This window comes from Terrimicrobium sacchariphilum (assembly GCF_001613545.1).
Lineage (GTDB): Bacteria > Verrucomicrobiota > Verrucomicrobiia > Chthoniobacterales > Terrimicrobiaceae > Terrimicrobium > Terrimicrobium sacchariphilum.
The window spans coordinates 847,423-864,701 of sequence record NZ_BDCO01000002.1; the positions used below are offsets into that span (position 1 = coordinate 847,423).

The 17,279-nt window shown below is 61.9% G+C and carries 15 protein-coding genes; 11 read left to right on the forward strand and 4 right to left on the reverse strand.

Annotated elements, in window-relative coordinates; all coding sequences use genetic code 11:
• The first annotated feature begins 3 nt into the window (after positions 1–3).
• From TSACC_RS04390 to TSACC_RS04420, 7 genes are read left to right on the forward strand one after another with little or no spacing between them, the layout of a single operon-like run.
• Positions 4–1,692 (forward strand): portal protein, encoded by a 1,689-nt coding sequence (locus TSACC_RS04390; RefSeq protein ID WP_075078173.1) that lies wholly within the window; start codon positions 4–6, stop codon positions 1,690–1,692.
• Positions 1,689–2,000 (forward strand): Bbp19 family protein, encoded by a 312-nt coding sequence (locus TSACC_RS04395; RefSeq protein WP_075078174.1) that lies wholly within the window; start codon positions 1,689–1,691, stop codon positions 1,998–2,000. Before TSACC_RS04390 ends, TSACC_RS04395 begins: the two co-directional genes overlap by 4 nt.
• Positions 1,997–2,176: a hypothetical protein gene (locus TSACC_RS04400; RefSeq protein WP_075078175.1), complete on the forward strand. Its 180-nt coding sequence runs from the start codon at positions 1,997–1,999 to the stop codon at positions 2,174–2,176. The genes TSACC_RS04395 and TSACC_RS04400 overlap by 4 nt, the downstream gene beginning before the upstream one ends.
• 49 nt (positions 2,177–2,225) lie before the next feature.
• Positions 2,226–3,095, forward strand: a complete 870-nt coding sequence (locus TSACC_RS04405; protein WP_075078176.1) for a hypothetical protein — start codon at positions 2,226–2,228, stop codon at positions 3,093–3,095.
• A gap of 33 nt (positions 3,096–3,128) precedes the next feature.
• Positions 3,129–4,571, forward strand: a complete 1,443-nt coding sequence (locus tag TSACC_RS04410) for a hypothetical protein (protein ID WP_153811258.1) — start codon at positions 3,129–3,131, stop codon at positions 4,569–4,571.
• Positions 4,568–6,703, forward strand: a complete 2,136-nt coding sequence (locus TSACC_RS04415; protein ID WP_075078178.1) for a hypothetical protein — start codon at positions 4,568–4,570, stop codon at positions 6,701–6,703. The genes TSACC_RS04410 and TSACC_RS04415 overlap by 4 nt, the downstream gene beginning before the upstream one ends.
• Entirely contained in the window at positions 6,700–7,209 is a 510-nt protein-coding gene (locus TSACC_RS04420) for a hypothetical protein (protein ID WP_075078179.1), read from the forward strand. The genes TSACC_RS04415 and TSACC_RS04420 overlap by 4 nt, the downstream gene beginning before the upstream one ends.
• Positions 7,210–7,984: 775 nt before the next feature.
• Here the strand turns inward: TSACC_RS04420 and TSACC_RS04425 are convergent.
• The gene (locus tag TSACC_RS04425) at positions 7,985–8,413 is read right to left on the reverse strand and encodes a thioredoxin fold domain-containing protein (protein ID WP_075078180.1); all 429 of its coding nucleotides are present in this window, start codon (positions 8,411–8,413) and stop codon (positions 7,985–7,987) included.
• Positions 8,414–9,099: 686 nt separating this feature from the next.
• Here TSACC_RS04425 and TSACC_RS04430 point away from each other — a divergent pair.
• Positions 9,100–9,837 carry a hypothetical protein gene (locus TSACC_RS04430; RefSeq protein ID WP_153811259.1) on the forward strand — a complete coding sequence of 246 codons (738 nt, stop codon included), beginning with the start codon at positions 9,100–9,102 and terminating at the stop codon, positions 9,835–9,837.
• Between the two features lie 211 nt (positions 9,838–10,048).
• Positions 10,049–10,747, forward strand: coding sequence for a PEP-CTERM sorting domain-containing protein (locus TSACC_RS04435; RefSeq protein WP_084400184.1), 699 nt, complete (start codon positions 10,049–10,051; stop codon positions 10,745–10,747).
• A gap of 67 nt (positions 10,748–10,814) precedes the next feature.
• Here the strand turns inward: TSACC_RS04435 and TSACC_RS04440 are convergent, their stop codons facing one another.
• Positions 10,815–11,132: a hypothetical protein gene (locus tag TSACC_RS04440; RefSeq protein WP_075078183.1), complete on the reverse strand. Its 318-nt coding sequence runs from the start codon at positions 11,130–11,132 to the stop codon at positions 10,815–10,817.
• A gap of 614 nt (positions 11,133–11,746) precedes the next feature.
• Here TSACC_RS04440 and TSACC_RS04445 point away from each other — a divergent pair.
• Together TSACC_RS04445 and TSACC_RS04450 are read left to right on the forward strand one after the other, a co-directional pair.
• Complete coding sequence (locus TSACC_RS04445; protein ID WP_075078184.1) at positions 11,747–12,130, forward strand: BlaI/MecI/CopY family transcriptional regulator; 384 nt, start codon at positions 11,747–11,749, stop codon at positions 12,128–12,130.
• Positions 12,127–15,510 (forward strand): carboxypeptidase regulatory-like domain-containing protein, encoded by a 3,384-nt coding sequence (locus tag TSACC_RS04450; protein WP_075078185.1) that lies wholly within the window; start codon positions 12,127–12,129, stop codon positions 15,508–15,510. The genes TSACC_RS04445 and TSACC_RS04450 overlap by 4 nt, the downstream gene beginning before the upstream one ends.
• Before the next feature lie 49 nt (positions 15,511–15,559).
• Here TSACC_RS04450 and TSACC_RS04455 read toward each other — a convergent pair whose 3' ends face one another.
• Together TSACC_RS04455 and TSACC_RS04460 are read right to left on the reverse strand one after the other, a co-directional pair.
• The gene (locus tag TSACC_RS04455; RefSeq protein ID WP_075078186.1) at positions 15,560–16,015 is read right to left on the reverse strand and encodes a hypothetical protein; all 456 of its coding nucleotides are present in this window, start codon (positions 16,013–16,015) and stop codon (positions 15,560–15,562) included.
• 96 nt (positions 16,016–16,111) lie between these two features.
• The gene (locus TSACC_RS04460) at positions 16,112–17,257 is read right to left on the reverse strand and encodes a PEP-CTERM sorting domain-containing protein (protein WP_075078187.1); all 1,146 of its coding nucleotides are present in this window, start codon (positions 17,255–17,257) and stop codon (positions 16,112–16,114) included.
• Between the last annotated feature and the right edge of the window lie 22 nt (positions 17,258–17,279).

Sequence of the window (17,279 nt, forward strand, 5' to 3'; positions counted from 1 at the left end):
TCCATGAATGAAAAAATGACGGATGCCAGGCCGATCCTGGCGCGATGGGAGGGGATGAAGGCGAAGCGCTCGACGTGGGACGCATACTGGCAGCGCATCGCGGACTACGTGATGCCGCGCAAGGCGAACATCACGCGGCAGAACGCGACGCCGGGCGACTCGGTGGCGGACAACCTCTTTGACACGACGGCGGTGTATGCAAACCAGACGCTGGCCAATGGCATGCTGGCCTACATGACTCCGGCGGACGGCCAGTGGTTCAGCTTTTCCCCGCCGCCGGAGAAGGAGGGCGACGACGAGGTGGCGCAGTGGCTGCAGAGGTGCACGGAGATCACACAGCGGAACCTGGCGAACTCCAACTTCTACTCGGAAATCCACGAGCTGTACTTCGACGACGGCGCGTTTGGCACCGGGACGCTCATCGCGCTGCCGGGGCGGAATTTCCCGCTGAACTTCCAGTGTCTCCCGGCGGGGTCGTATTGCCTCGCGGAGAACGAGGAGCGGCTGGTGGATACGTGCTTCCGCGAGTTTCGGCTCACGGCGGAGCAGGCGGCGGAGAAATTCGGCGAGGAGCGGCTGAGCGAAAAGATGCGCACGGACCTGGCGAAGATCCGCGCGACGGGCAGCGGGAGCGAGAGGGAATACACGTTCCTTCACGCCGTCTATCCGCGCGGGGCGCAGGAGCGCGAGAGCGGGAAGCTCGACGGGCGCAACAAGCCGTATGCCTCGGTGTACCTGGAGCCGGAGTGCCGCCATGTCATCAGCGAGGGGGGCTTTGACGAAAAGCCGTTTTTTGCCACGCGGCATGCGCGCTGGGGTTCGGAGGTGTGGGGCATCTCGCCGAGTTGGATGGCGCTGCCGGAGGCGCGTCAGCTCAATCACCTCGTGAAACACATGGACGCGCTGGCGGAGGTGAAGGCGTGGCCGCGCATCCTCGCGCCCGGCGACATGGAGGGCGAGATGGATCTCGACGCGGGCGGGGTGACGTTCTTTGACCCGTCGAGCCCGAACTCCGTGCCGCGCGAATGGGCGACGGCGGGGGATTACAACATCGGGCTGGAGCGGGAGAAGCGGAAGCAGGAGGCGATCGAGCGTGCGTACCATGTGCCGCTCTTCAACATGTTCTCGCAGATCGAGCGCCAGATGACGGCGCGCGAGGTGGCGGAGCGGAGCGCGGAGAAGCTCAACCAGTTCACTCCGGCCTTCACCCGCAAGACGACGGAGCTGCTCACGCCGCTGCTGCGGTGTGTCTTCAACCTGCAACTGCGGGGCGGGATGCTGCCGCCGCCGCCGGAGGGAATGATCGCGCGGGACGCGACGGGCGAGGCCTTCCTGGCGCAGCCGGAGATCGCGTATAATTCCCGCGTGGCCCTGGCCATCCGGGCGCAGGCGAATATTGCCTTCTCCCGGTCCATGGAGCTAAGCGCGGCGCTGGCGCAGGCGCGGCCCGATGTGCTGGACCATTACGATGTGGACCGCATCGCCCGCGACGGGGCGCGCAATGACGGGCTGCCGGCGGACTGGCTGCTGCCGATGGACAAGGTGGAGGAGATCCGCGCCGGTCGCGCGCAGGCCCAGGCCCAGGCGCAGCAGCAGCAGGCGCTCATGGCGGCGGCGGACGCAGCGGGCAAGGCGGGCAGCGTGAAACCCGACAGCGTGGTGGCGCAGATGCTCGCGGGAGGTGCGCAATGACGGAGGAGGCAAAATCGCGCAAAGTCGAGCGGGCCCGCGAGAGGCAGCGGCTGGTGAATGCCGCACGGCGGGTGCTGGAGAGCGAGGATGGCCAGGTACTGATGGAGCACCTGGCGACGACCTTCCGCGTGAACGAACGGGTCTTCACCCCCGTGCGCTCGGGCGCGGATGTCTATGCCTACGACCCGATCACGGCGGCGCTGGCCGATGGGGCGAGGGCGGTGGTGCTGCACCTGCAGGGGCTCGCCACCGCTCCCGCCCAGGGGGATGCGAATATCGAGGAACCCGCCCTCACCGTCAAAAAATGAAGCGCACTTCCGTAAAGAAAGAGAAACCGACCCGTGTAGGATCAGGCAATATTCCGCCCGAGCCCGCGCAGGACCCGCGCTTCGGCGATCTCACGCCGGAGTGGATCGCGTGGTACCGCGCCACGCGCACGCCGGAGGAATTCGCCGCCCGCTACGCGCATCGCGGCATCAAGTAAACCCCGACAACCCTTACGCAAACCTAGAAACCCGACTTACTGAAAAACCATGGAGACATTGACTGATACCCTGACGACCGAAACCGCCACGACGAACGCTGCAACCCAAACCACCGCGTCCGCGACGCAAGCGCCCGCCGCGAGCCCGCAGGAGGCGGCGGGATTTGTCCGCGAGGATGGGACGTTCGCGCCCGGCTGGACGGCGCGGCTGCCGGAGGAGCTGGGCGAGTACCGCGACAGCCTGGGGAAATTCAAGACCGTGGGCGACCTGGCCAAGAGCTACCGCCAGCTCGAGGCGTGGCGCAGCGGCAAGGGGACCTTCGTGCCGGGCAAGGACGCGACGCCGGAGGAGGTGGCGAGTTACCGCAAGGCGATGGGCGTGCCCGATGCGCCGGAGGGCTACCGCATCCGGCCGGAGGCGCTCCCCGAGGGCATGGAGTGGAACGACGACCGGGCGCGCGGCGTGCTGGAGATCGCGCACCGGCACAACATCCCCGAGGCCGCGCTGCGCGAGCTGGCGGGCTGGCAGCTCCAGCAGGAGCAGGCGCTCGTGCGCGTGGCGACGGAATCCGCCCGCCGCGATCTCCAGGAGGGCCAGCGCGTGCTGAAGGAAAAATGGGGCGACCAGTACGACGCGAATATCAAGCTCGCCATCCAGGCCGCCACGGTGGCCGGGGTCGATCCGCGCTCGGTGCCGGGCTTTGCCGACCCGCAGACGGTGATGGCCTTTGTGAACCTGGCGAAGCGCATCAGCGATGACCAGTTCGTCGCCAGCGGACGCAGCAGCGCGCTCGGCAAGGGAGGCGCGGCGGAGGCTCGCGAGATCCAGACGAACCCCGACCATTCCCTCTACAAACGCTACCACGGCGGCGACACCGACACGGTCGAGTACGTGCGCTCCCTCCTGCGCCAGGGATAAGGCGATACAATAGGAGGCAATATGATGTCGCGGGTGAAATTGAGCGAAATCCCCAATGCGGTGCAGCGCGGCGGGGAGGGTGGAGCGGGGAGTCTGCTGCAGGTCGGGCCGGAGGCGGATCAACGCGAGCCGTTTGACGGCGTGGCCCGGGTCGCGCGCGGGCTGGCGGAGGCGGGAAAGATCCCGATGAAGGCGGCGGCGGCGCTGGAGCATTGGCAGCGCACGGAGCGCGAGGTGCGGGATTTTGCCGGGCTGAATGAGATCACGCTGCGGGCGCAGCAGGCGGATGCGGCGTTGGACGAGCACATGAGCGCGCAGCCGGAGAGCCAGTGGGAGACGGGCTGGCGGGAACTGTCGCGCTCGACGAGGGACTTTGCCTCGCGGGTGGTGCTGGGGCCGACGGCGCGCGAGCAGGCGGATCGGCTGCTGGACCGGCAGGAGATGCTGGCCCGGCAGCGCATGGTCGACCGGAGCCGCCGGGAGCTGATCGCGGGCGCACGGGAGTCTGCCGTTGCGCGGTATGAGCAGCTCAATGATGAGGACCGGTACGAGGAGGCGGCGCTGCTGATGGCAAGGGCGCGCGGGCATGGGCTCTTCACCAGCGAGGAGGAGGACCGGCTGCACGAGCAGGCCATCGTGCGGCTGAATCATCGGAACGTGCAGCGCTTCATCGAGGCAGACCCCTGGGAGGCGCGGCGGGTGCTGGAGGACGAGGAGCGCGTGAGCGGGGAGCCGGACGCCGCCGAGCGGCTGGCCTTCCGAGCGCTCACGGCGGACGACCGGGCAAACTACCGGGAAAAGGCGCGGCAGGTAATCGCCGAGCGGCAGCGCTCGATGAACGACGAACTGGATGCCGGGATCGCGAGCGGCCAGATGCGTGATGCGGCGGAGGTGCGCGCTCGAGCGGCCTCGGCACGGCTGCCCGATGGCGTGGTGCATTCTCTGGTGCGCAGCCTGCGCGATGTGCCGGTGGATACGGCGGAGCAGCGGGCGAACTACCTGAAATTCCGCTCGGATTTCTTCTCGGTGCTGAGGGGTTACGACGAGGCGGAGGATGCGGATGGGAGCCGGATGCGCACGATCCGCGACGGCATCCGGCGTTTTCTTCCGATGGGAGAGCGGGCGGGGGCGCTGGAGGAGTTGCGCCGCGCCGGGCAGCGCACGATCACCCCGGCCGACCTGGCGCAGCGCGACATCTGCGAGAAGATCGACCGGCTGGCCGTGCTGGGGTTCTTTCATCCCGGTTCCCTGGCGGATGAGGAGGCCGACCCGGCGGACGGGGCGATGCGCGCCTATGCCTACGCGGGGCAGTTAAAAGGCGCCTTCAGCGCGTATGCCCGGGAGCATCCGCAGGCGGAGGCAAGGCAATACAAGAAGTGGCTGGCCGACCGGGTCGAGGACGCGGTGGTGCGGCGGGCGGTGGAGTACTGGAAAATCGCCAACGGTGGCGGAACAGAAGGAGTGATCGAGCGATGAAGACGGAGGAAGCGACAGTGGAAGGAAGAGAACGGTCAGGAGGAATACCTGTTTCGCTGCAGGGCAACCCAACGGCCAATGAGGCCTGGTGGCTTGGCGAACACGTGTCCGATATTGTTGACATGGCTACCATTGAGGACCGAGTGAAGAAGGTCTTGGGCATGCCTGCCGCGGGGAATGGCAAGGCGCTGACAACAACAACGAGAGATGTGGAGGCGGATGCGCCCGATTATATCCGTGTTGGAAGTCAGAATGCTCCTCAAGAGCAGCCGGTCGCCGAGATGCTGTTGACTCGCAAGGCAAACATCAGGGAGGAAGAGCGAATACATCAGGAGCCCACCGGGGCGGCTCCTCTGTTGGATGACCCGCAAGAGGCGGACCAAAAGATGTTGTCTCGGTATGCTCTACTCAAACTTGAAACGCTGCGGGGAGGTGATCTGTCTGTTGATGAACCTCCGTCATTCATCCGGGATCGCGAGGAGCCCCGCCTTGGTGGTTTGTCGCGATATCGGTTCAGGCAGGTTGAGGTTCGTCGCGGCAGGCCAATCACATTGGAAGGAAAAGCGGGGTTGCTGGAGACAGAGTTGTCGCCGGATGGAATGACGATACCGGAACGCGAACAGCGAATGATGGCTGTTATCGAAGAGGCTGCCAAGACGCCCCGATTCACTGATCCCAATGGTGTTTATGTAACTGGATTGGAAATGAACGGAGCATTTTTGCATTTGCAGCGAATGAATCTACGCCACAAAGCGCGTTTGCAGGCTTGGGCTGATTCGATGGTGACTCCGCAAAACCTCATTCCAAAGATCATCCAGGAGTTGGGCAAGACGGATCAGATCATCAACGAAACGATGGATAATGCCATTTTTCGTCGGAGTCAGCAGGCGAAGAATATTGACTTTGCTGCTGCTGATTACCGCTACCGGCCTGAAAACCGTATGGCGGCGGAGCGCTGGCTCGCGGTGCAGCCTGGAGCGGGCGAGTATTTCTTTGACAAGGCGTCGCGCTTTGTTGGCGGGGTCGGCGGGACGTTTACCGACGCGGCAGGAGGTCTGGGGCTGGCACTCGACGCCGTGGGGATGAATGCGAGTGGCGAGTACTTCAAGGGCATCGCTGAGGGAGGAGCCTACCTCGGGCGTAGCACGACAGACCGTCGGCAGGATGAATACTTCTCATCCTCCCTCGCCAGCGGGCTGGGGCAGGCCACAGCTCTGATGGTGGTAAGCGGCGCGGTGGGTGGCGCGGCTCGCGCGGTCGGTGCTGGCGGAAGGATCGTTACCGCACTTGAGACCTCGACGATCGGGATGACCGGCGCTGCGGTGAGTGGTTGGAATACCTATCAGGAGGCGCTACGGCACGGGGCGGATGAGGAAACGGCTCGGATCGCTGCCGGCATGGCTGCCTTGGTCGGTGCGAGTGAGATCGTGCCTGTATGGGGGATTGCGAACCGGTTCCGGTTTGGTGCGACCGCGCCGTTCATGAAAGTGCTGGGCCGGGCCTTCTTTGAAGCTGTGGAGAGCGGGACGCAGAGCTTTGGGCAGCAATATTTCAATGACCTGATCGCCCAAAGTCTCTACGACAAATATCGGGATGTCTTTGACCAGGCAGAAAAGGCGAGCGGCGGAGCCTTGGCGAAAGGCGCGATCCTTTCCCTGCTGAGTTCTGCGGCGGCCAGAGGGCGGACGCTGTACATGCGTCCTCGTCTCGCGCCGAAACTGGCGGAGGCTCAGGCAGTCGCAGAGCCGATGGGAGTGGAGGCGAGCAAGGGGATTGAGAATTATTCGTTGTCGAACCTGGAGACCCGTGACTGGTATGAGGGCGGAAACGGATATCCCGGAAAGAACCCGTTTATTCACAGCGCGCTTGAAATGTACCGGGCAGCTGGAAAATCTTGGCAGGAAGAGGCCATGGTCAGCTCGGCTGTCAGAAATGTCTTCCGAACCAAAGGGAGAGATCTGATGAAGGATCGAGCCAGAGCGGAGGAACTTATGCAATCGGAACAAAATCTGACCTGGGAAGATCTTTACGAGAAGTACAACGGAAACTACGATTTGATGATTGCGGCGAGCTTAAGATCTCGCAAAGGTGTGAGAAAAGGAATCATGCAGGAAGAGGTGGTGAAACAATGAGCAAGTTTTCAGAATTTCGAGAGTATGTTTTGAGTCTTCCGCCAGACTCCCGGGTGGCGGCGCCGACGCATTCATTGAGAGTATGCACATTTCCGGAGTTTTCTCCCGAGGCGTATATCAGGCTCAATAACTTTCCTGACGACCCTCTACTTACGATCATGTATGACGGGCAAGCGGAGGACTTTTATGACCTAAATGTTCGTATGCGTATAGATGACACTCTTGAGATGCCGCGCAAGAAAGGGCTTTTTGGCTTGGGCGGTTTTGGGGCTGGGTACGAAAAATTGAGTACATTGACTCGTATTGCCTCGGATAATTGGCGCTGGAATTCCACCGATTCTGAAGTCGTAGTGGCAGCCGAAGTCCGCGGGAAGATAGCCTACCTGTGCGGCGGCGAGTATCTGGAAGGAGATATTTATTCGATGTGCTATGATGGAGATGCGATTGAGCTGTCCAGCTACCCGTCTGGAGACATCATGGGAAACCTATTTGGGTCTCTGTTTTAGTTCTGGGAAGTCGGGTAGCTAACTAAAGGAAGGGGCCGGGCCGGTATGGCTGCCTTGGTCGGTGCGACCCCTTCTACCCTCCGATACAGTCAGGTCTGTGTCAGGGATGACTCAGGTGTGCTGTATTTCCGAAAATACGGGAACACGACTCATATGGTGGTTACCAGTGCGGAAGGAGTCTTTTTGAAACAAGCGATTTATGATTCGGGACTTGTAACGCAATATCCACAGGATTTGAGGGGAAAGGAATTTCCTAAAGCGATCGTCGATAACATTCGCTAAAAGAAAGAGCCCCTCCAGAGTTACCCGGAGGGGCTCGACTGAATCAATGACTCAGCCCCCGGTCGCACCGCCGACTTTCGTCGGGCGAGCCGCGATTGACTCCAGCGACCGCAGACAGTGACTTCAACGGGAATTTCGCCCCTCCCTCACTCGCACGAATATTAGATCATAAGGCAGGCGTTTTGTCAAAGCGTCCTGGCCTTGAGCGACAGCAAGACGACCCGGCCGCTTGCAGGAACGGCGGATATCATACCGCTGCGGACAAAATGGCGGGGAAGGGGGCGGGCCTGTAATTTACATGTTGCGAAGCGTGCAAGCGGTGATCGGATGCTTCAGAGAAGAGCCGCGATTTGGAGATTCGCTGCGCAAACGCGAACCATGGGAGTATTGCCTAGAATGCGTTCTCCGAGGTCGAACATGTAAATTATAGGCCCGACCCCTCCTACGCATGCACCCGACCCCTCCTACGCATGCGCCTGAAGGACGAAGGAGCTTACTCCTTTTTCAAATCCTTTTTCGCGTCGCGGATAAAGTCGTTGAACTGGTCTGCCGTGCCGTAGCCGGTACGGGCTTTGACCAGCGTACCGTCCGGCTTCGCGATCACTACAAATGGCAGGGTATTTCCATCGAGGCTGTTCCGATACCTTCCCTTGAAATTGGAGCTTTGGGCGGGGTCGTCGCAATTGAGATTGGCAATCAGGAAGCTGGTCTTGGTGAGGCGCAGCTGGTGCTGGTCGATGTAGCCATGCAGGGCGTTGCAATTGCCGCAGGTCGGCCGTCCATAGATGATGAAGAGCGCCTTGTTCTCGGTCGTGGCCTGCTTGATGGCGGCATCGAGATCTGTGATCTGGTCATCGGTCTTGGCGAAGCCGAGCGTGGCTGAGAAGAGCAGAACCAGGAAGAGAGCGCTTAGTTTTTTCATGGGTGGAAGTGAAGCAGCCTTTGCTAACAGGTGCCTCCGCCTTGGGCAACTCAATTTGACTAAGCCGACTGAAAAACAGGGGGTCGGTGTGGAATGGCATTAAAGATAACGAAGGTGAATGCGGCAACCATAGCAAGGCGGGTGCCAGCTATATTTGGTAATGGTGCCGGAGGCAGCTTCTTGGAGATGCAGTGGCCGCGTTCTTGCAGGCTTGCCTCGGATTCGCTGGAACATGCCAGCACACGGGCCCTCCCTCATCCAGTGTTCGTCCCCGGCAACCTGGGGTTCCCGGGGCGGAGTATTTCACCGGGGGAACGCCCCGCGAAGCTGGTTAGGCATGCGACTGCTTTCGGCTCTGTCGATTCGGCGGGCAGTTTCTCACGGCGGCGGTGAATGGGCAATGTGGCAGCGTGGGGATGTGGTTGAACTGATTTTCCTTCATGGACTGTCTGTCGGTTTTTTCGTGGATGATACGGGCTCGAGGGTGGGTTTCCCGGGGGGGCCTGAGATTGTTAGGAATGGAGCCAGGGTCGGGCGGTGATATTGATCTGGCTCGATTGGTCAAGGGTGGCTGCGCCGGGGTGGCGAAGCGGATTTTTCGCTCCCGGAATTGGGAGGATTGTTCGGTGCGGCCTGAAATAACAAATCCATTGACAATGAAAAGTATATCGATATGAAAAGGAGGAATGAAAACGCCCCCATATATTCCGTTGGCTTTGGTAGCGATGGCGGTGGCCTTTGGTGGATGGACGGCCGAGGCTGCGGTGATCGCGCAGTATGATTTTGAAAACTCGGCCAATCGTGCCCTGCCTTCGACGACGGGGGCCAATAGCACGGTGAGCCAGTTTGGGGTGAATGGCGGCACGCTGGGGACGACGGTGGGCTTCTCGGGGACGGGCAATGTCTATATGCGCAGCACGGCGCTGACGACGACGGAGAGCGGGGCGGTGACGGCGGGGGATTACCTGACGTTTACGGTAACGCCAAATACGGGGTATGAGTTTGACCTGACGTCGCTGACGCTGCTCTTTGGCGGGTCGACGAGCACGGGGCCATTCACGGTGAATGGCTATCTGCGCAGCAGCCTGGATAATTTTGCGACAGACCTGAGCCTGACGGGAGAGACCTATACGCCATCGGGCTCGGAGATCACGTATACGACGGCGACGGCGGATCTGTCGTCACTGGCCAATATCGTGCATGCGACGGGGATCACCTTCCGACTCTATGTGACGAGCAGCATAGGCAGCAATGATGTGTATAACGACACGGCCAATGGGGCGATCTTTCGGGCGGACAATGTGACGCTGAATGGAAGCATCGTGGCGGTGCCGGAACCGGCGAACTTGCATCTGGCATGGGTGGGAGTGGGCGCGGGATTGCTGGTGCTGCGATTTCGCCGCCGCTGCCGGAGTGCCGCCTAGAGCGGGCAGAATCAACCGGAAGGCGATGCCGACGACGGCGCGGATCGTCCCGAGGCGTTGTTTGCCCAGGGGCGGGGAGTCGCACAATGCGGCGCTGGGATTTGTCGTGATGCTCGAGCCGCGATGAGGCGGCATCCGCCATGCGGAGGTTTTTCATAAGAAATGATTCATTTTGACATTAAAAATAAATCGATATAAAAAGCGGTTGAAAATGAAAATGCACTTTTTCTCCCCCATTTTCGTCGTGGCACTCTGCGCGATGAGTCTTGCCGGATCGGCGGGCGCGGCGACAGTCCTCGTCAATAACACGACGCTGAACGGCAGTTTTGAAACCGGCACATCGAGCACACCGGCGACGTGGGTATCGTATGGAGCGAACTCCACGATCGGGAGGGGGAATGCCTCTGCGGCGATCAGTGGAACGACGCATGAGGGGAATTACTCCCTGGTGGTGGGTATGAACGGAGATGGGGTGACCACGACAAATGGAGCGCTCAATACGGGCTACACCATCCAGAGCGGGGATAGCTTCAACCTGAGCTTTTGGTACAATGGGGCCTTTCAGTGGGATGATGGGGACCAGATCAACTTCCGTCTCTTTTACACGAGTGACAATACGATGACGGGGGCCGCGACGGCGATCTATGCGAGTACGGTGTCGCCGAAAGCGGGTACATCGAGCGCGAACTGGCAGCAGTTTTCCCTGACGAACATCGGGACGACGGGCGGATCGATCGGCAAGACGCTGTTTGTGCTCTTCACTCCTGGGGCCGGGGTGTCGACGAATGAGTTTGCGCGGGTCGACGAGGTGGCGCTGAGCGTGGTGCCGGAGCCTGCGACCTGGGCGCTGATCGGCCTGGGGCTGGGCGGCTGGCTGGTCTGCCGTGCGCGCCGGAGGTTGGTTCGGTAACGGGCGAAAGAGTGTTTTCCCCGGCGTCGCGCACAGGAGGCGAGCCGGGCATCCTCCACGGGGCGGGTCAGTATTCTCTGACCGGCCCCTTTTCTTTTATCATGGCGCGGAGGGTGGCGTGGCGGAGGGAGAATATCCCGCAGGCCATGGCGAGGAGGGGGATGGCGGGAACGGCGAGGGCGAGGTAAAGGACGAGCGCGTGATGGGAGAAGGGATTGACGCGGGCGAGGAAGCAGCCGAGGAGGACGAAGGTGGTGAGGACCATGAGGGCCAGGGCCAGCAGACCGAAAACGATGGAGGCGCGGTGGCTGCGGGCGGCTTTGCTCCTGAGTCGATCTGCGCCGGAGGGGCGGGAACTCTCAAGGGGCTGGTCGAGGCGATGCATGGCGGAAAATCTATGACAGGGCGAGAAGGTGGTAGCGCGATTATATCGCTATAAATTCTGCGGCCTATCATGAGTTTATACCTTCGGGTGGTCAATCATGCATCTGGTTGCCTAGGAGGGAGAGCGCGCTCATGGCAGCGAATTACGGGTGAGTCCCCCATTTGTTCGGTGGTGGAGGTTTGGTGGCGGGATGGTCTGGGGGAATGACCGTGAAGCTGTACGGGAATGAGCCAGGATGGCGGTGAGGCTCCAAGGGAATCGTGTGCGAGCGGAGAGAGGTGGTGGTGTCTGGGCGGAGGCTGCGGGTTTGTCCGGGGAAACAAATGGAGGTCAGGCGTCAAAAAACTCTCGAAGGGCTGGCTTCTTAACCTTTGGCAATGAGCGGAAGATGCGGGCGGAGTTCGCCATATGAATCTGTTGGCTTGCATTAGCCGGTCAGCGATACGTTGATTCGATGCGGTTGCAGGCTTGTGCAGGGGCGTCGCCAGCGAATTGGTTCCGGGCGGTGAACGGCGGCGGGACCCCGGGCGGATGGCCTAGCGATGCCGTGGCGGGAATGTTGAAAAATCAACATTCGTCTTGTCTTCGTCTTGGGTGTTGAATATTCAGCAGGCATGTCCTCTGATACGCCTCCCCTGAGCAAGCGTGAGCGCCAGGTCATCGATGTGCTGCACCGGCTGGGCCGCGCGACGGCGCGAGATATTGAACGGGAGCTGCCGGATGCGCCGACCTACTCGGCGGTGCGCTCGATCCTCCGCATCCTGACGAACAAGGGTCTTCTGGCGAAGGAGCGCGATGAGCAGGGGCGGGACTGGTACGCGCACCGGACGCCGATGGCGAAGCTGCGGAAGTCTGCGGTGCGGGCGTTTGTGGAGAATTTCTTCGGGAATTCGGCGGCGAAGGCGGCGTGTGCGCTGCTGGGGCAGAAGAATGTGAGGCTCTCGCCGGAGGAGGCGGAGAAGCTGATGTCGCTGATCAAGGAGGCGCGGAAGCCATGAATGACTGGATGGCTCAACTCCTGACGTTTCAACTCTATGCGCCGCATGTCGGGCTCCTGCTGGTGTGGGCGATGAAGAGCAGCGGGATGGTGCTTTTTGCCTGGGGTGTGGTGACGGTGCTGCGGCGGCGCTCGGCGGCGGCACGGTGCTGGATGTGGCGGCTGTGCCTGGCGGGAATCCTGGGGCTAGTGGTGTTTGAGTTTGGCCCGGCTTTTCTCAAGCGGGTGAGGCCGAAGGTGGCGGTCGAGCCGAGCGCGGTTAACTCGCCGTCCTTTCAGGCGGCGGTGAGCGTGATTCACTTACTGCGTAGTGACGAGGAGATCCAAAGGCTCACGACGCCGCGTGAGATCGGGCCAGGGGATGGAGCGGCGCAGGCCCGGCCCCCGTGGCAGGGACCGAGCGGCGAACCTGTGCGGTTCGCCATGAGCGATTTGCTTGCTCCGTGGTGGAGCGTGGTGGAAAGGGCGCTGCCGTGGTTCTGGGCAGGCGGTGCGGTGCTGATCCTGGTGATTCAGATTGCGCGGACGGTCCTTGGGCGGGCAGGGCTGCGGAAAAGCTCGCGACCGGCGGGCGGGCGGATGCTGGAGATCGGTGAACGCTGCGCACGGGACATGGAGTTGCGCGGATTGCCGGGAGTTTCGCTCTCGGCGACGGTGCGGTCTCCTCTGCTGGTTGGGGGTATTCGCCCGGCGATCTATTTGCCGGAGGCGGCTCGCGAGTGGGCGGAGGCTAAGCTGGTCTCGGTCTTCCTGCACGAGATGGCTCATGCCAAGCGGGGGGATTTCTCGTGGCTGCAAGCGGGTCGGCTGGCGGGGGCGCTTTTCTGGTGGAATCCGCTGGTCTGGTGGGCGGCGCGGCAGATGAATGCGGAGTCGGAAGAGGCGGCGGATGATGCGGTGGTGCTGCGGCAGGAGGGCGGGGAGGCGTATGCTCGGGCGCTGGTCGAGATCGCCTCGGCTGATCCCGTGGCGGATACCTCGCTGGGCGTCTCGATGCTCGGGTACAAATCGCTGGAGAAGCGCATCCAGGCATTGCTGAAGGAAAACCCGTGGAGGGGCCGCGTGGGCAAGGTGGCGGGCTGGGCGCTGCTGGCCGCCATGCTGGGGCTTGTGGCGGTGGGCGGTCTTTATGTGGGGCTGCCGACGGCGAGGGCGAAAGCGGAGATGCCGCCCTCCGAAAGGCTCTCGGAGGCTCAGGGCAAGATGCTGGAGCGCATCATCGCAAATACGAAGAAGCGCCTCACGGCGCAGCGATTCACCCATGTCAAAGTGGAGTCGATGATCACGAAGGAAACCGGGGGGGTAGTCAAAACGAGCCCTCTCCCGAGCAAGATGGAGGCATGGAATGATACGTGGACAAACCAGTACCGGGCGGAATACCGGCCACAGGTGAGCCCATGGACCGATGGAGCGGCGCCTTTCTATGTGCGAGACCACACCCAGATCTGTAATGGCAGAGAGAGGTATGCTTACGACAGCAACGATGATATGAGCGGGTTGCAAGCTAAGGGGGCTGAGCCTCTGTATGCGCCCTACCTCAATATCTCTGACTCCACACGGATGATAGACATTTTGGGAAACCTTCTTCTCGTGAAAGTCTTCAAAAGCAGCAATGTGACCTACATCCTCTCGGAAACCACCTGGCAGGGGGAAGCTGCGGTGAAGATTGAGGAGAAGATATCGGCGGATTCCACCTCGACGCAAACCACCAGCTTCATTGTCCTGCCGGGGAAAGAGGATTTCCTGGTTGCCTCGGAATTAGGAAACTCGCGACGACCGGCTCCCATTTCGCAAGGGACAGTCGAAGCGGTGGGTCGGGCGGCAGACGAGTCGTACTACCCGAAGAAGTTCCGCAGTGTTTTTCAAAATGACCAGTCGAAGACGACCACGGACTACACGGTAACCAGCTTTGAGGATCTCAGCGAGCTACCGCATGGAATTCTCGGTTTCCCGAAGAATCCTGATGATCCGTATGTGGCGAAAAACGACAGGCCGCTTCAACGCGAGGCGCTGGCTTTGGAGTGTGTGCATGAGAAAACGGGCCGGCCTGTGCCTGGAGTCGAGGTGAAGGTGCTGATTAATCACACGAAAGAAGTTTCCCTCCAGACCGATGCAGCGGGGCGGGTGAGCATTCCGTTGCCGAAAGGCGAGATCACCTACTTCTCCGCCGAGGCCTCGCACGCGGGCTTCGCTCCTCGCCTGGTGCGGTGGCGCAAGTACGGTGATCCGCTGCAACTGCCGGAGGCCTACCAGCTCAAGCTCTTCCCGGCCTCTCCCATCGCGGGCCGGGTGGTGGATGCCGAGGGAAAGCCGATCGCGGGCGCGGAGGTGGAGATGTATCTGAGCGGCGGCGCTGACCGATACAGTGTATTTTGCGACCGCTTCGCGCTCTGTGGCGTGACGACAAAAACGGATGCGGAAGGCAGGTGGTCGTTCGCGGAATTTCCAGAAGTGCTCGACGGACTCTGTTGCCGGATCAGCTGTGCCGGATATCAGGCGACGACGGATATGGGGATCGCGGATTTTCGCATGACCAGCGGGCAGACGTATTCCGCGTTACGCGATGGCACTTCGGTGATCGTGCTGAAGCGAGGGGCAGAGCTTCGGGGGGTGATAACGGATCAGGCGGGTCGACCGGTGCCGCATTGCCATATTTCCATGGGCAAGGATCGCTACGGCTCAAATCTCCCGGAGACTGAGTCGGATGAGGACGGGAGGTACGTCCTCCCAGGGCTCGAGGCGGGTAAGAAGCTGGTGACCTTTGAGGCTCCGGGCTGCATGCCGGTGCTGCAGGAGATCACGCTGCCGCACGATCAGCCGCTCGATGTGGTGCTGGCACCGGGCCTGACGCTCCGCGCGCGGGTGACGATGCCGGACGGTAAGCCCAGTGCTGGGCTCAAAGTCAACGCGGATCGCTGGAAGGACACCCGCACGCTGACTTTCAGCACGCAGACCGACGCGGACGGGTACTTCACCTGGAATGGCGCGCCGGAGGAGGAAGTGACATTTTCCTTCGGGGCCTGCCAGTCGCGGGAGTTTCTCTGCGACCTTCCGCTGAAAGCGGGCGACGAGGTGCGGCAGGTGGTGATGAAGCCCGCGCTGCGCTTCAGCGGCCAGGCGGTGGACGCAAAGACGGGGCAGTCCATACGCGATGTGCGGGTGGTGCCGGGATGCGTCGTGGGGGCTGTGAGGAATATCCATTGGGAGAAAGAGAAGGCGCAGACTTTTCCGGACGGAGCGTTTGACTGGAAGACGGACTACATTGGGCTGGACTATGTCTTTCAGGTGGCGGCCGAGGGTTACAAGACGTTCCAGACCGAACCGATGGGGTCGAAGCAAAATGACGTGACGCAGACTGTGCGGCTGGAGGCGGTGCAGTAGAAGCGCTTGAGGAAGCGCCTTGGGTCGTCTCGGCGCGTTGTCTGAGGACTCAGGGTCTTTTCCAAAACTGCCACCAGCGCTTGTCGTGCTGGCGGGTTCCCTGGCCGTGAATGCAGGTGTATTCGCCATCGGCGGAGGGTGCCCATACTCCGCCGTTGCCGACGCTGACGTCAAAGAAGCCAAGTCGGTGCTTCTGCGCAAGGCGGAAGGTGATCTCGCGGGCCTCGGTGGCCTCGGACCAGGCGAAGGCGGCGTAGATGACGGAGCGGCCAATACTGTAATCCGTCGCCCGGGAGGTGTCGTCCTCGGTGGCATATGGCCCGTTCAGCATGGGATAGTGGGGGATCATGTCGAGGAACCAGGCGCGCAATCCCGGGGTGGAGACGTTCGGGTCGTCGTAGCGATGTCCCTCAGCCCACTCTGTTTGCTGGCGGTACCAGCTCAGGAATCCGGCGCGGGTTGCGGGTGGGGCCTGGGGGTCGAAAACCATGAGGTCGTAGCTCATAGGGAGAGATGCCAGATGGCTGAGATGAGCGACAGTGGCGCGCTGAGACGATGTTGAAGATGATCTGCGGCTCGACTGGAACCGGTGCCGGGGGGATTACGAGCGACGGCGGAGGATGGCGGCGAGGCCAGCGAGACCGAGGAGGGCGAGGCTGGAAGGCTCGGGGACGGTGGCAATGTAGCTGGTAGTGGTGGAGCCGGTGGAGACGCCGAGGACGCTTTCGGCGTAGACGGTGTTGCCGCTGGTGATGGCGTTGCCGGGGTACTCGATGGAAAGCCAGTCGGCGGTGAGGTCAAAGCCACCGTCCTCGCTGCGAGTGACGTGGGCGAAAAAGCCGAGCTGGTTCTGCGGGCTGGCGAGGGTGGCGTGGTCGCCGGTGAGGTTGTAGCCATCGTCGGTGGCGACGATGCCGTCGAAGTGGGAGATGAGCGAGGCGAGGGGCTCGTTTTGGTACTGGAAGGAGGTGAAGTGGGTGTAGGCGTCGTTGCCGGTCTTGGAGGGGTCGTAGTCGACGAGGTACCCGGCATCGAGGACGTGGTTGGCGAGGTTGCTGTAGCCTCCGGCGACGGTGTAGGTGCCGTTGGAGTTTTTCCAGATGCCGTAGGCGGTGATGCTGTCGAAGGCGATGCCCTGGACGACGGGGAGGAAGTTGCGGAAGGTGGAGGAGTTGAGGTCGTAGACAAAGGCGCGGCCGCGATCGAGCTGCACGTCGTAATTGCCCACGACGAGGCTGCCCATGGTGCTGTGGGCGATGGTGTAGAGGACGGGTGCGCCGGCGACCTCCTCGGGCACGTCAAACTGGCTCCAGGTGGAGACGCCGCCGATGCGGGTGTACATGAGGCCGTGGTCGTAGGAGCCGCCGGTGGAGTATTTGTAGCTGCCGACGGCGCGGATGCCATTCTCGCCGAGCGAGGTGTCGTAATAGCCGGTGTTTGGCCCGTAGAGGGTGGAGGTGGTGATGGTCTGCCCGTTGATGGTGGGAGTGAGCGGGGTCCAGGTGCCGTTCTGGCTATAGATGGAGCCTTCGTAGATGATGGCCTGGGTGTTGCCGCCGCTATTGGGGATGCTGAGCGAGCCGGTGATGACGGCGTAGCCCGGGACGTCGCTGGCTCCGCGGATGCCGGTGATGACGGTGTCGCCGGGGCCGGAGTAGTTGAATGGAGCGTAGTCGATGGCGCGGGCCGTGGCGGAGAGGAGGAACAGAGACGACGCGACCGCGAAAGTGTGGAGGGCGATCTTCATAAGTGCCTTGTTACTCCGTCAA